We start from the raw sequence: 13,468 nt of genomic DNA on the forward strand, positions 1-13,468 counted from the left end.
TGCAGTGCCCCTCCTCGGAAGGATCGGTGACGATCAGGGCAGTGATGATCAGGGCAGTGATGATCAGGGCATGGGCGGCGGGGAGCCGGCGACACCGTGGAAGTCGATGGACGAGAACTCGCTGAGCTTCTGCAGGCGGTGGTACGCCTCGATCATGCGGACCGTGCCCGACTTGCTGCGCATCACGATCGACTGCGTCTCCGCGCCCCCGGCGGAGTAGCGGACGCCGCGGAGCAGCTCACCGTCGGTGACGCCGGTCGCGCAGAAGAAGATGTTCTCGCCGGTGACGAGATCGGTGGTGGTGAGGACACGGTCGAGATCGTGTCCGGCGTCGATCGCCTTCTGGCGCTCGGCGTCGTCCTTCGGTGCCAGGCGACCCTGCAGCGCACCACCCATGCAGCGCATCGCGGCCGCGGCGATGATGCCCTCGGGGGTACCGCCGATGCCGAGCAGCATGTCGACACCCGAACCCGGACGTGCAGCGGCAATCGCGCCGGCGACGTCGCCGTCGGAGATCAAACGGATGCGGGCACCCGCCTCGCGCACCTCCCTGATGATCTGCGCGTGGCGCGGACGGTCGAGGATCGTCACGGTCAGGTCGGCGTGCGCGATGTTCTTCGCCTTCGCGACACGGCGGATGTTCTCCGCGATCGGGGCGGTGATGTCGATGACGTCGGCGGCCTCGGGACCGACGGCGATCTTCTCCATGTAGAACACGGCGGACGGATCGAACATCGCGCCCCGCTCGGCCACGGCGAGCACCGCGATCGCGCCGGGAGCGCCCTTCGACATGAGGGTCGTGCCGTCGATGGGGTCGACCGCGACGTCGCACAGCGGACCGTCGCCGTTGCCGACCTCCTCACCGTTGTACAGCATGGGCGCTTCGTCCTTCTCGCCCTCACCGATCACGACGACACCCTGCATCGACACGGAGCTGACCATGTGCCGCATCGCGTCGACGGCGGCGCCGTCGCCACCTTCCTTGTCGCCGCGTCCGACCCACCGGCCGGCCGCCATCGCCGCGGCTTCGGTGACGCGGACCAGTTCGAGCGCGAGGTTGCGGTCCGGAGCTTCGCGGCGTGGGGTGCTGGCCGTCATGGGCTACTGCCTCCTGGAGACTTTTCGGTCGACGCGGGTTGCGCCGGCAGAGGGAGCGGGCGCCGAGGGCGCCCGCACGATCCGTGTGTGTCGCGTGGCTATTGTCTCATCACGGCCGATGGTGTGGGCTGTCGGACCCGCCCGGCCTGAGCCTGCCCGTTTCGTAGCTGTCAGACTGGACGGGTGGCATCCAAGAAACCTCGCATCCTGCAAGACGGTCGAGATATGGCGTGGTCGCTGATCCCGCTGCTCGTGCTGATCCTCTTCATCGCGGCGATCGCCAGCCAGTGCGAGTTCAAGCCCGGCGGACCCACGGCGGGTCCCGTGCCGAGCTTCGACATCGATGCCGGCCTGAAGTACGACGCGGCGGAACTCGGATTCCCGATCCGCCACCCCGAGGTGCCCGAGGACTGGCAGCCCAACTCTGGTAGCCGCAGCATCGTTTCCGGTAACCAGGGCGGCGATTCGAGCACCGTCGGTTTCATCACTCCTGCAGGTCGCTACGTGCGCTTCACCCAATCGGATGCCGGTGAGGACGAACTGGTGCGATTCGTCGCCGGAGGTGCCCGCACCGCCACCGACACCAGGTCCGTCGAGGGCCACGACTGGGTGGTCTACGGCGGCGAGGGCGTCGAAGCGCTCTGGGTGTCGGACTTCGGCGACGTGCGCATCCTGATCGGTGGCTCCGGCGACGAGGCCGAGTTCACGACCCTGGCCACCGCCGCGGGCAGGGCCGAGCCCCTCGAACCCTGATCCGGGTCGGAGCGACCGAGCCCTGATCGTGAGCTCGGTCGAGGTCAGTCCTCGTCCTCGTACTCGTCGTCTTCGTCCTCGTCGTCCGTGAGGGAGAGCGCCTGCTCGACACGTTCGCGGGCGCCGGCGAGATGTTCCTCGCAGCGCTGCGCGAGTGCCTCGCCGCGCTCCCACAGCTGCAACGAGTCGTCGAGGTCGAGTCCGCCCTGCTCGAGCATCTTCACGACGTTGACGAGTTCGTCCCGAGCTCGCTCGTAGCCGAACTCCCGCACATCGGCGTTGGCGTCGTCGGTTCCCGCGTTCGTCACTGTCCTGATCTTCCTTGTCGTTCGTGTCCCATGACGGCGGCGCGGGCCGCGCCGTCCGCCACGCGCACTCGCAGCTGGGTGCCGATGGGCATCTCGTCGAGTGTGCGTACCACTTCGGGGGCGCTGCCCGGCACGATCCGCTGGACCACGGCGTAGCCACGCGCCAGGGTCGCCGCGGGCCCGAGGGTCGCCAACCGTGCCCGCAGATGTTCGAGCGTCGACGATTGCGACGAGATCAATCGCGTGACGTCGCGTCGTGCCGCGTGCTGCAACCGCTCGATCTCCTCGTTCCGCCGGTCGAGATCGCGGAATGGATCGGCCAGGACGGGACGGTCGCGCAACTGTGCGATCACGTGTTCCTCGCGCCGGACCCAGTTGCGCAGCGCCGCCGCCGACCGTGCTCTCAGTTCGTCGACGAGATCGAGTTCGGCAACCGCATCGGGTACGACGCGCTTCGCGGCGTCGGTCGGGGTCGCGGCCCGCAGGTCGGCGACGTGATCACAGAGCGGACTGTCGGGCTCGTGGCCGATCGCGCTGACCACGGGCGTCGTACACGCGGCGATCGCGCGGCACAGCGCCTCGTCGGAGAAGGGCAGCAGATCCTCGACGCTGCCGCCGCCGCGGGCGAGGACGATCACGTCGACGTCCGGGTCCTTGTCGAGTGCTTCGATGGCGTCGATGAGTTGCGTGACCGCGGTCGGGCCCTGCACCGTCGCGTGGCGGACGTCGAACTGCACGGCCGGCCAGCGACGCTGCGCGACCGACAGCACGTCGCGTTCGGCCGCGCTGCCGCGGCTGGTGACCAGACCGACGCGGCGCGGCAGGAAGGGGAGGGGGCGCTTCAACCGCGGGTCGAACAGTCCCTCGGCCGCGAGCAACGCACGCAGTCGTTCGAGCCGCGCGAGCAGTTCACCGATACCGACGGCCCGGATCTCCGTGACTCGCAGCGCCAGACTGCCGCGGCCGGGCCAGAAGGTCATCTTCCCGAACATGATCACGCGGCTGCCCTCGGTGAGCGGCACCCCCGATTGCTGCAACAACTGGGGTGAACAGGTCACCTGCAGGGACATGTCCACCGACGGGTCGCGCAGGGTCAAAAACGCCGTCCGCGTCCCGGGGCGGGCGTTGATCTGCGTGATCTGCCCTTCGACCCAGATGGTGCCGAGCTTGTCGATCCACCCGGCGACCTTCTGCGCCACGGTGCGGACGGGCCAGGGCTGCTCCGCGGAGTTCGGGCGTGCCGCGTTCTGTCCGGCCGTCACTTGTTACGCGCGCTCGTGATCCGGTTCGACAGCATCGTCACGAACGGAGTACGCGCGGCGTGAGCATTCTCGTATTCGAGCACCGCTGTGAGCTCGTCCACCGACAGTGCGCGCAGGCGGGCACGCAGTTGGGCGAGGGTCAGCGAGTCGTAGTCGAGGTATTCGACGATCTCGGAACGATCGTCGGAGGCGACCTTCGTGTCCGTGGTCTCGCCGATCTTCGTGACCTCGGCGTCTGCGGACTTCGCGGCGGCCTTCTTCGGAGCAGACTTCTCGGCTGCCGTCTTCTTCGCGGGCCCCTTCGTCGTCGCGGTGCCGGCCTTTACCGGTGCGGCCTGCTCGGCCACGGGTGCGTCGGCTTCGGTGGCCGGCGGGATCGAGTACAGGGCGAACCGGCCGGGAGCGCCGTTCGCGGCGCTGTTCGTCGAGGTCGCGGTCTCGTCCGAAGGGGTCGAGCCGTCGTCGTCGAAGGTCGCCCACTGTGCGGTCTCGGCGGGCTCCGCTCCGAAGATCTCGAAGAACTGGTCGCCCTTGATGGCGAACGAGGTCATGATCTGCTGCACTCGCATCGTCGTCTGCAGGATCTGGCTCACCGTCGTCATCGGCAACGAAACGGCTGTGCTCGGCAGCTTGAGGGTCTCTTCGTACGCGGTGACAGCAACGCCGGCAGCCACCCGTGCCAGGAACGGTGGACGGATCATGCCCCAAGACTGCCCGATGATCGGCGTGATTGGTAGCCGGGGAGCACGTCGGCTGCGAGCTGGAAAGCCACACTCCGACGCGCCCCGTACTCTGGAGGTATGTCTGCGCCTGTTCCTCTCGAAGTCGGGATCACACGGTCCGCCGGTCTCTCCACCTCCGGAAAGCGCGTCCTGCTCGCCGAGCCGCGCGGCTACTGCGCCGGCGTCGACCGCGCCGTCGAGACCGTCGAGAAGGCGCTCGACAAGTACGGTGCGCCGATCTACGTCCGCAAGGAGATCGTGCACAACCGCCACGTCGTCGACACGCTCGCCGACCGCGGCGTGGTGTTCGTCGACGAGACCGACGAGGTGCCCGAGGGTGCCGTGCTCGTGTTCTCGGCGCACGGTGTGTCGCCCGCGGTCCACGAATCGGCCGCTGCCCGGCAGCTGCGCACCATCGACGCGACCTGCCCGCTGGTGACGAAGGTCCACCAGGAGGCCAAGCGCTTCGCCCGCGACGACTTCGACATCCTGCTCATCGGTCACGAGGGCCACGAGGAGGTCGAGGGCACCGCAGGTGAGGCCCCCGACCATGTGCAGCTCGTCGACGGTCCCGACGCCGTCGATTCGGTGACCGTGCGCGATCCGTCGAAGGTCATCTGGCTGTCCCAGACCACCCTGAGCGTCGACGAGACGATGCAGACCGTGCAGCGTCTGCGCCAGAAGTTCCCGCAGCTGCAGGATCCGCCGAGCGACGACATCTGCTACGCCACGCAGAACCGCCAGGTCGCGGTGAAGGCGATGGCGCCCGAGTGCGATCTGGTGATCGTCGTGGGGTCGCGGAACTCGTCGAACTCCGTGCGGCTCGTCGAGGTCGCCCTCGGTGCGGGTGCCCGGGCAGCGCACCTGGTCGACTACGCCAAGGAGATCGATCCGGCCTGGCTCGAGGGTGTCGAGACCGTCGGCATCACCTCCGGCGCGTCGGTCCCCGAGATCCTCGTTCAGGGCGTCGTCCAGTTCCTCGACGAGCGCGGTTTCCACGACGTGCAGTCGGTGACGACCGCCAACGAGACCCTGGTGTTCGCTCTCCCGCGCGAACTGCGCGCGTCGCGTCGCTGAACCGGGTAGTTCCGTAGAGCGAAGACGACCGGTCACCGCCGTGAATCGGCACGTGACCGGTCGTCTTCGTCGTGTGGGTCAGTCCTCGTAGCGGTCGCGGTACCGCACGCGCGGCGGCTCGTAGCCCTGCGTGGGTGCGGGGGAGGGCGCCGGTCGACCGGTGTCCGGCTCGGGTGCCGGACGGCGCCGCGGCTCGCGGACCTCCGGCTGCACCGGGTCCGCAGGTCGGGGAGCGCGGGTACGCCGGGGAGCGGGCTGCTCGGCGGTCGGGGATTCGGGACGGACGCGGCGACGGGATCGGGTGTCGGCGACCTCCCGGACCGACGCCTTCGCGGCCGGCGTCCCGCGACCCGAAGCGGTGCGACGTGCATCCGCAGGGGTGGCCGTCGCCGGTCGCCCCCGGCCCGCACGCCTGGTCGGCCGGTCGTTTGCAGCGCGTGTCGGCCGGTCGCCCGCGGCGCGAGCGGGGCGGTCCTTCGCGGTTCCGGTCTTCGCTGCCCGCGGCTTCGCCCGCTCTCGCGGCGCACGGGCACGTACTCCCGTGTTCTGTCGGGTCACGAAGATCCGGAAACCGCCGATGGCCAGTGCCAGGAGTGTCGCCACCAGCATCGCCGGGAAGCGGTTCACCAGCGGATAGGCGACGTTGAGCGCGAGATCCTTCAATCCGCCGGTGCTGGCGGAGGAGACGATCTCCTGACCGATCGGCACCGCGAGGAGCAGCAGCAGAGGCGGCTGGGCCATGGCCGTGAACAGTCCGCGATAGCGCACCGCCACCACGGCCGCGACGCAGCCGAGCACGTAGAAGACAGTGAACGCAGAGGTCAGCTCGTTCCCGCGTGCGCTGTCGAGCAGCACCCCGAGAAGCGTCGTTCCGGCTGCGATCGCCACGGCACCCCACCAGGGCACACCGGGCACCGTAGGCACCAACGACCGCATGTCGAGCGGCACCGCCGAACGTGCACGTTGGGTTGCAGACACAACGTAGACATTAGCGTGGCGATGTCAGCTCGCTTCGTCGACAGGACCGTCCGCCACTGCTCTTTCTGCCAGAGTGCTGCGTCGCGGCCAAGCGTCGACACGCTGCACCTCGGGCACCTCACCGTCGAATATTTCCAGGTCGTGGAGTTTGCGGGCCGTCACGCCCACCCGGGTGTCCATCGACGAGACCGTCATGTTGAACGAATCGACGGCCTTGCCGAGCTGGTTGCCGAGCCGATCGAGGTGGGAACCGACCACACCGAGCCGTTGGTACAGTTCACGGCCCAATCGGTGGATGGTCGCGGCGTCGCGGGAGAGCGCCTCCTGCCGCCAGGTGTGTGCGATCGTGCGCAGCAACGCGACGAGCGTGGTCGGTGTGGCGAGGATGACGTTCCGGGCGAAAGCGTGCTCGAGCAGATCGGGATCGGCGCCGAGCGCGGCATCGAGGAACGGATCGCCGGGGACGAACAACACGACGAACTCGGGCGTCGGGTCGAACGACTCCCAGTAGGCCTTCGCCGCCAGTTGGTCGATGTGGGTGCGCAGTTGGCGTGCGTGGCGCGTGAGGTGCCGGTCGCGCTCGTCGGGCTCCTCGGCCTCGGCGGCATCCAGATAGGCGGCGAAGGGCACCTTCGCGTCGACGACGATCTGTTTGCCACCGGCGAGGTAGACGAGCAGGTCGGGGCGCACCCCGTCCTTGCTCACCTGGGTGTCGAAGTCGCAGTGCCGGACCATCCCGGCGAGCTCGACGACGCGTTCGAGCTGGATCTCGCCCCATCGTCCGCGGATCTGCGGCGCGCGCAGCGCGGTGACCAGCTGCTGGGTCCGCGTGGACAGCAGCTGCGACGCGCGGTGCATGCCCTCGACCTGCTCGCTCAGCCCGGCGTAGGCGTGCACGCGGTTGCGTTCGACGTGTTCGACCTGCCGGGCCAGCGCTCCGACGGCCTCGTTCAACGGGCCGACGAGCCGCGAGACCTGGTCGCCGATGGCACCGGACTGCCGGCGCGCGGCATCCTCGCTCACCGCTGCCAGCGACTGACGCAGCTGCTCCTCGTTGTCCCGCAGGGCTGCCAGCTGCGCCTCGGCACGGGCTGCGCGTTCGCCGTCGCGGGTGGCCCGCAACAGCCAGCCGAGCACCACCCCGAGACCGAGCGTGACGAGCAGGCCGAGTGCCGTGAGTGCTGTCATGTGGCGGATGATGCCTCATCGATGCGACATCCACCCGACATCCGGGGATGTCGGTCCTCTCCTCTACCGTCTGTCCCATGCGGATCCTGCACACCTCCGACTGGCACATCGGCCGCACCTTCCACGGTGTCGACCTGCTCGCCGACCAGGCGCGTGCGCTGCGGGCCATCGCCGATCTGGTGGCCGAACGCCGGATCGACGTGGTGGTCGTGCCGGGCGACGTGTACGACCGGTCGATCCCGAGTTCCGACGCGGTCGCCGTGTGCAACGCCGGCCTCGAGGCCATCCGTGAGGCAGGGGCGATCATCGTCGCCACCTCCGGCAACCACGACTCGCCGGTCCGGCTCGGTGCCGGCGCTGCCTTCGCCGCGCACGGGGGTCTGCACCTGATCACCCGCGTATCTCAGATCGACAGCCCTGTCGTCCTGCACGACGAGCACGGCCCGGTCCGCTTCTACGGCATCCCGTATCTCGAACCCGAGATCACCCGCGCCGAGCTCGGCGTGCCCGAGGCCCGTTCGCACCAGCAGGTCCTCGACGCGGCGATGGAACGCGTGCGCGCCGATGTCGCGGATCGGCACGGCCGCACGGTCGTCCTGGCGCACGCCTTCGTCGTCGGTGGCGAGCCCAGCGACTCCGAGCGGTCCATCTCCGTCGGCGGGGTCGAGACGGTCGCCGCGTCGTCGTTCGACGGTGTCGACTACGTCGCGCTCGGTCACCTGCATTCCCCGCAGACGGTGAGCGAGACGGTCCGGTACTCGGGATCGCCGTTGCCGTACTCCTTCGGCGAGCGCTCGCACCGCAAGGCGGTCTTCGTCGTCGACCTCGACGCCTCGGGTGCGGCGTCCGTCGAGCGGGTCGATCTCCCGGTGATCCGCGAATTGACTCGTCTCGAAGGCGAACTGGACGATCTGCTCGCCGATCCGGCGCATGCCGCCGTCGAGGAGCACTACGTCTCCGCGGTGCTGACCGACGCGATCCGCCCGCTCGACGCCATGCGTCGCCTGCAGGAGCGGTTCCCGTACGCCGTGCACGTCGAATGGCAGCGACCGGCCGGGTCCACGGAGGGCAGCTACCGCGACAAGGTGCGCGGGCGCAGTGATCGCGACATCGCCGCGTCGTTCCTCACCGATGTGCGTTCCGAGCCGTCCGAACGCGAGCGCGGCTGGATCGACGAAGCGTTGAGGGAGGTCGACCGTCGTCGTGGCATCGGCGACGAGACCGACACGCAGTGGCGGACGGACGTGCCGGCATGAGACTGCACCACCTCGAGATCACGGCCTTCGGTCCGTTCGCCGACACCGTCGAGATCGACTTCGACGAGCTCGGCGCCGATGGGTTGTTCCTACTGCACGGGCAGACGGGCGCGGGCAAGACGTCGATCCTCGACGCGGTCGCGTTCGCGCTCTACGGCACCGTCCCCGGTGCTCGCTCCGAGGGGCGCCGGTTGCTGTCCGACCACGCACGGGTGGGTGCTGTGCCGACGGTCCGGCTCGAGGCGACCATCGCGGGTCGCCGTCTGGCCATCGAACGCAGCCCCGAGTTCGAACGCCCGAAGAAGCGCGGCACCGGAACGATCAAGCAGCAGGCCAAGGCGAATCTCACCTGGCTCGACGGGTCGGGGGAGAACCTGTCCCGCGCCCAGGAGATCGGCGACGTCGTCAAGTCGTTGCTCGGGATGAGCGCCGAACAGTTCTTCCAGGTGGTGCTCCTTCCGCAGGGCGACTTCGCCCGGTTCCTGCGTGCGAACAGCGAGGAGCGCGGCAGGCTGCTCGAGCGTCTGTTCGACACCACCCGTTTCGGCGACGTCGAGCAGTGGTTCCGCGATCGGCGCGGTGCCGGAACGAAACTGCTTGCCGAGCAACAGAAGAAGGTCGAAGTGCTCGCGGCGAAGGTGGCCGCGTCGGCCGGGATCGAGGCGGGAGCCGACGCCGATCCGGTGGAATGGGCGGGCCGCCTGCTCGCCGAGGCCGCCGAGAGCCGCGACGACGCCGCCGCAGCGCTTGCACGAGTCCGCGCCGTCGACGAGGTCAACCGGCGCAGGCTCGACGAGACCGTCGCTCTCGCCGACCGACTCCGCCGCCGCCGCGACGCCCTGAACATCCTTGCCGAACTCGAGCAGACGCAGACGCAGCGCGTCGCCGTGACAGCCGAACGCGACGCCGCGCATCGCGCGGTGAGCGTCGCGGTCGTCGATCGGGAGGCCGACCGTCTTGCACGCGAGGCCGATGCCGCCGCAGCGCGCGCCGAGACGGCCGCCGCGCCGCTCCGCAACGAGGACGAAGGACGCGATCTCCTCGACGCTGTCGGGCCGATGTCGTCCGCCGCCGACCGCGACATCATCCGACCTCGATGCGAGGAATGGTCCTCGGAGGCAGCGCGACTCGACGTCCTACTCGATCGCCGTCGTCGTCTCACCGAGCTCGAGAACGAACGCGAGAAGTTCGCCGGACGTCGCCGTGCCCTCACCGACGAGCGTCGGCAGGTGATCGACGAGCGCGCCGCGCTGCCCGAACGATCGACCGCCGCTGCTGATGCGGTCGCCGAGGCCGAACGCGCAGCCGCGATGCTCCCCGGCCTGTCCACCGCACGCGACCGTGCCGCCGACGCGCTCGACGCCGCCACCGAACTCGCTTCGCGCCGAAACGAACTCGAACGGCTCGAAGCCCGGGTACTGCAACTGCACTCCGAACACAACCACGCACGCGACGCGCACCTCGACGTCCGGCAGCGCCGGATCGACGGAATGGCAGCCGAACTCGCCGCGCGTCTCACCGACGGCGAACCGTGCGTGGTCTGCGGTTCCACCGAACATCCCGAGCCTGCCCGCCCGGCGCCCGACACCGCGACGAAGGCCGACGAGGAACGCGCCCATGCCGCCGAGCAACGCGCCGCCGCCGCGCTGAGCGAAGCACGCGAGGCCGTCACCGAACTCTCCGGGATCGCGGCCGTCCTCCGGCAGCGTTGCGGCGATGCCGAACTCGCCGAACTCACCACCGCCCACGCCGAGGCGGTCCGCGTCCACAACGAGGCCGCTACCGTCGCCGGTCGGCTCGACCATCTGCGCGCGACGGTCGAGGATCTGCGCAAACTCGACACGGTGCTGGCCGAACAGGAGAAGCGGCTCGACGCCGAACTGTCCGAACTCGCCCGCGAGGACGCGGTCCGCGCAGCCGAGATCACGGAGATCCGCGAGCGCATCGTCGAGGCCGTCGGCGACCTCGACCTGCTCGCCCCGCGACGGAGGACGGTCGCGGCACTGTCCGCCGCCGCCACCGCGCTGCTCGACGCCCGCACCGCCGCCCTGCAGGCGCGCACGGCCGCCGACGAACGCGCCGCCGACGCCCGCACCGCAGCCGCGGAGGCGGGCTTCACCGACCTCGACAGCGCCCGCGCAGCTGTCCGGACACCCGAGCGGCTCGCCGAGATCGACCGCGTCCTGCGCGCCGCCGACGACGAACGCGCGGTGGCTACCTCCACGCTGAACGACCCGGCGATCGCGGCCCTCACCGGCGACGAGGTCGCTGACGTGACGGCCGCGCGCGCAGCGGTGGACGACGGTGCCGCGGCGGTCGAGGCCGCCCTGAGCGCGGCCACCGAGGCCGAGCGCCGGCACCTCGACATCGAGAACTACTCCCGGCGACTCGAGCGTGCCTGCGCCGAACTCGTCCCGCTGCTCGACGAACACGCCGAACTCTCCGCGCTCGCCGACGTCGTCGCCGGAATGGGGTCGAACGCCAAGAAGATGTCGTTGCGCTCGTACGTGCTCGCGGCGCGACTCGAGGAGGTCGCCGACGCCGCCTCCGAACGCCTGCGCAGGATGTCCGGCGGTCGCTACGAGTTCGTGCACTCCGACGCGGCCGAAAGCAGGGGGCGTCGCGGCGGTCTCGGTCTCGACATCCACGACGAGTACACCGGCGCCGTGCGATCGACGAAGACACTGTCGGGCGGCGAGTCCTTCCAGGCGTCCCTCGCCCTTGCCCTCGGCCTCGCCGACGTCGTCGCCGCCGAGGCCGGCGGGCTCGTGCTCGACACGATGTTCATCGACGAAGGGTTCGGTTCACTCGACGCCGACGCCCTCGAAGCGGTCATGGGGGTGCTCGACGAACTGCGCGCGGGAGGCCGCGTGGTGGGCGTGGTCAGTCACGTCGACGAGATGCGGCAGCGGATCCCGAGCAGGCTGCACGTCATCCGTGGCCGCTCGGGATCCACCGTCCGCGTCGCGAGCTGACCGCCCCTCAGTCCTCGGAGGCGGCCGGTGCCGGAGAGGCCGGCTTCGGATCGGGCACCGAGGTGTCGCCCGGAGCCGGGAGTGCCTTCGTCTCGTCGTCCTCGCCTTCACTGGCGCGCTCGTCGATCTGTTCGCCGATGTAGCGGATGACCACCGCGGCCACCGCCGCGACCGGCACCGCCAGGAACGCACCGATGATCCCGAACAGCGACGATCCGGCCGTCACCGCGAGCAGCACCACGGCTGCGTGCAGGTTCATCGACCGCGACTGCAGCACCGGCTGCAGCACGTTCCCCTCGATCTGCTGCACGGCGATGATGAGGACCAGCACGATGATCGCGGTTGTGAAACCGTTGGCGACGAGTGCGACCAGCACTGCCAGCGCACCGGCGACGAACGCACCGACGATGGGAATGAATCCGCCGATGAAGGTCAGGATCGCCAGCACGGGTGCGAGCGGGACTCCGAGGATCAGCAGGCCGATACCGATGAAGAGGGCGTCGATGAAGCTCACCAGGGCCTGCGTGCGGATGAACCCGCCCAGCGTGTCCCACATGCGGCCGAGTACCGCTTCGAGGTGACGTCCGGCGCGGCCGCCGCTCACACGGTGCAGCCACGGCACGAAGCGCGGGCCGTCCTTGATGAAGAAGAAGGTCAGCACGAGGACGAGAGCGAGCGTGACGAGCAGCGAGCCCGCCGTGCTCACACCGGAGAAGACACCGCCCGCGATGGTGGCGGCACTGCCCTGCACTCGTTCGACCACCGCGTGGACGGCGTTGTCGAGTTGTTCGTCGCGCAGGTTGATCGGGGGTCCCTTCACCCATTCCTGCACGGTGTTGATGCCTTCGGTGGCCTTGTTGGCCAGGTCGGGCATCTGGGAGACCACCGACGGGACGATGCCGGCGATGATGCCGCCGACGATCGCGAAGAACATCACGAGGGTCAGGCCGGCCGCAGCAGCCGGAGGAACGCCGCGTTTGGTCATGAAGCGGGTGGGCGGCCACAGGATCGTGGAGACGACGATCGCGAGGGCGACCGGCAGCACGATCACCCACATCTTCTCGATGATCCAGCCGATCACCACCGCACCGGCGGCGATGACGACCAGGCAGGCCGACCACTTGGCGAGCCAGATTCCGCCCGTGCCCAGCAGGCTTCCGCGGTCGGGTTCAGCCGACGGCTTCCCACTGCTGTTTCCGCTGGGCGCGGTCTTCGATTCGGTCAACGACGGTCCTTCCGACATGTATCGAGCTCGATACCGATCGACAGTCGCCAATCTACGGTCACCGAGCGCCGCGCGTGGTCCGGACGACACGCCGGAAACGGCGCTGAAGGGTCCCCTGCCGTGGCATTCTCGAAACGTGACGAACCGAACGAGCACGACCCGACTCCTGCGTGTGTCCGCTGCGACTGTGGCGATCGCCGCCGCCTTCGCGCTCACCGCGTGCAGCTCCGACGACACTCCCAGCGACGAGGACGTGCGCTCCTCGGCGGATGTCGCGGTCACGAGCGTTCAGGAGCAGGCAGAGGGCGCCATCTCGTCGGTGCAGAGCGTCGCGTCCAGCGCGGCCGAGCGGGCCGGCGACATCTTCGACAAGGCGAAGCTCGATGTCTTCGTCGCGGCCTTCCGCACCGGTTACCCGCAGCTGTCGGCCGACCGGGAGACGCAGGACATCGAGTCCATCGTCACCGAGACCTGCCCTCTCATCGACGATGGTGCATCCGACCAGGAAGTGAACGCGAAGGTTCAGGAAGTCGCGGCCAACGGATCGACCGTGCCCGACGGGGACCAGGCAGCGCGCATCGCACAACTGGTGCGGGTGGCGTGCGGGTGAAATGAGCGGCGGACGG

Annotated in this window: 12 protein-coding genes; 5 read left to right on the plus strand and 7 right to left on the minus strand. The window is 69.4% G+C overall.

The features are described 5' to 3' along the window. Positions 1–63: 63 nt before the first annotated feature. Positions 64–1,098, minus strand: a complete 1,035-nt coding sequence (glpX, locus tag KXC42_RS05730; protein ID WP_006553904.1) for a class II fructose-bisphosphatase — start codon at positions 1,096–1,098, stop codon at positions 64–66. 183 nt (positions 1,099–1,281) lie between these two features. On the opposite strand from glpX, the gene KXC42_RS05735 reads away from it, so the two are divergent. Then, entirely contained in the window at positions 1,282–1,851 is a 570-nt protein-coding gene (locus KXC42_RS05735) for a DUF4245 domain-containing protein (RefSeq protein WP_024103281.1), read from the plus strand. Positions 1,852–1,895: 44 nt separating this feature from the next. Here KXC42_RS05735 and KXC42_RS05740 read toward each other — a convergent pair whose 3' ends face one another. Genes KXC42_RS05740 through KXC42_RS05750 form a run of 3 tightly spaced genes read right to left on the minus strand, consistent with a single transcriptional unit; the run spans position 1,896 to position 4,122 of the window. Next, positions 1,896–2,159, minus strand: a complete 264-nt coding sequence (locus tag KXC42_RS05740) for an exodeoxyribonuclease VII small subunit (RefSeq protein WP_006553906.1) — start codon at positions 2,157–2,159, stop codon at positions 1,896–1,898. Beyond that, positions 2,156–3,421 (minus strand): exodeoxyribonuclease VII large subunit, encoded by a 1,266-nt coding sequence (xseA, locus tag KXC42_RS05745; protein ID WP_033097245.1) that lies wholly within the window; start codon positions 3,419–3,421, stop codon positions 2,156–2,158. The genes KXC42_RS05740 and xseA overlap by 4 nt, the downstream gene beginning before the upstream one ends. Continuing rightward, positions 3,418–4,122, minus strand: a complete 705-nt coding sequence (locus KXC42_RS05750) for a lipid droplet-associated protein (RefSeq protein ID WP_071934520.1) — start codon at positions 4,120–4,122, stop codon at positions 3,418–3,420. The genes xseA and KXC42_RS05750 overlap by 4 nt, the downstream gene beginning before the upstream one ends. A gap of 99 nt (positions 4,123–4,221) precedes the next feature. On the opposite strand from KXC42_RS05750, the gene KXC42_RS05755 reads away from it, so the two are divergent. Then, a complete protein-coding gene (locus KXC42_RS05755; protein WP_006553909.1) occupies positions 4,222–5,220 on the plus strand; it encodes a 4-hydroxy-3-methylbut-2-enyl diphosphate reductase in 999 nt (332 codons plus the stop codon). A gap of 78 nt (positions 5,221–5,298) precedes the next feature. On the opposite strand, the gene KXC42_RS05760 is transcribed toward KXC42_RS05755, so the two are convergent. Both KXC42_RS05760 and KXC42_RS05765 read right to left on the minus strand, forming a co-directional pair. After that, positions 5,299–6,198: a DUF6542 domain-containing protein gene (locus KXC42_RS05760; protein ID WP_232238034.1), complete on the minus strand. Its 900-nt coding sequence runs from the start codon at positions 6,196–6,198 to the stop codon at positions 5,299–5,301. A gap of 24 nt (positions 6,199–6,222) precedes the next feature. Continuing rightward, entirely contained in the window at positions 6,223–7,386 is a 1,164-nt protein-coding gene (locus KXC42_RS05765; RefSeq protein ID WP_219130009.1) for a DNA recombination protein RmuC, read from the minus strand. A gap of 77 nt (positions 7,387–7,463) precedes the next feature. Here KXC42_RS05765 and KXC42_RS05770 point away from each other — a divergent pair, with 77 nt between their 5' ends. Together KXC42_RS05770 and KXC42_RS05775 are read left to right on the plus strand one after the other, a co-directional pair. Beyond that, positions 7,464–8,642: an exonuclease SbcCD subunit D gene (locus KXC42_RS05770; RefSeq protein WP_219130010.1), complete on the plus strand. Its 1,179-nt coding sequence runs from the start codon at positions 7,464–7,466 to the stop codon at positions 8,640–8,642. Then, entirely contained in the window at positions 8,639–11,617 is a 2,979-nt protein-coding gene (locus KXC42_RS05775) for an AAA family ATPase (protein ID WP_219130011.1), read from the plus strand. The genes KXC42_RS05770 and KXC42_RS05775 overlap by 4 nt, the downstream gene beginning before the upstream one ends. A gap of 7 nt (positions 11,618–11,624) precedes the next feature. Here KXC42_RS05775 and KXC42_RS05780 read toward each other — a convergent pair whose 3' ends face one another. Continuing rightward, the gene (locus tag KXC42_RS05780) at positions 11,625–12,842 is read right to left on the minus strand and encodes an AI-2E family transporter (protein ID WP_235367203.1); all 1,218 of its coding nucleotides are present in this window, start codon (positions 12,840–12,842) and stop codon (positions 11,625–11,627) included. Between the two features lie 172 nt (positions 12,843–13,014). Here KXC42_RS05780 and KXC42_RS05785 point away from each other — a divergent pair, with 172 nt between their 5' ends. Beyond that, positions 13,015–13,452 carry a hypothetical protein gene (locus tag KXC42_RS05785; protein WP_083543721.1) on the plus strand — a complete coding sequence of 146 codons (438 nt, stop codon included), beginning with the start codon at positions 13,015–13,017 and terminating at the stop codon, positions 13,450–13,452. The last annotated feature ends 16 nt before the right edge of the window (positions 13,453–13,468 follow it).

Origin of the sequence: Rhodococcus sp. LW-XY12 (assembly GCF_019317345.1) — a bacterium.
GTDB lineage: Bacteria > Actinomycetota > Actinomycetes > Mycobacteriales > Mycobacteriaceae > Rhodococcus > Rhodococcus pyridinivorans.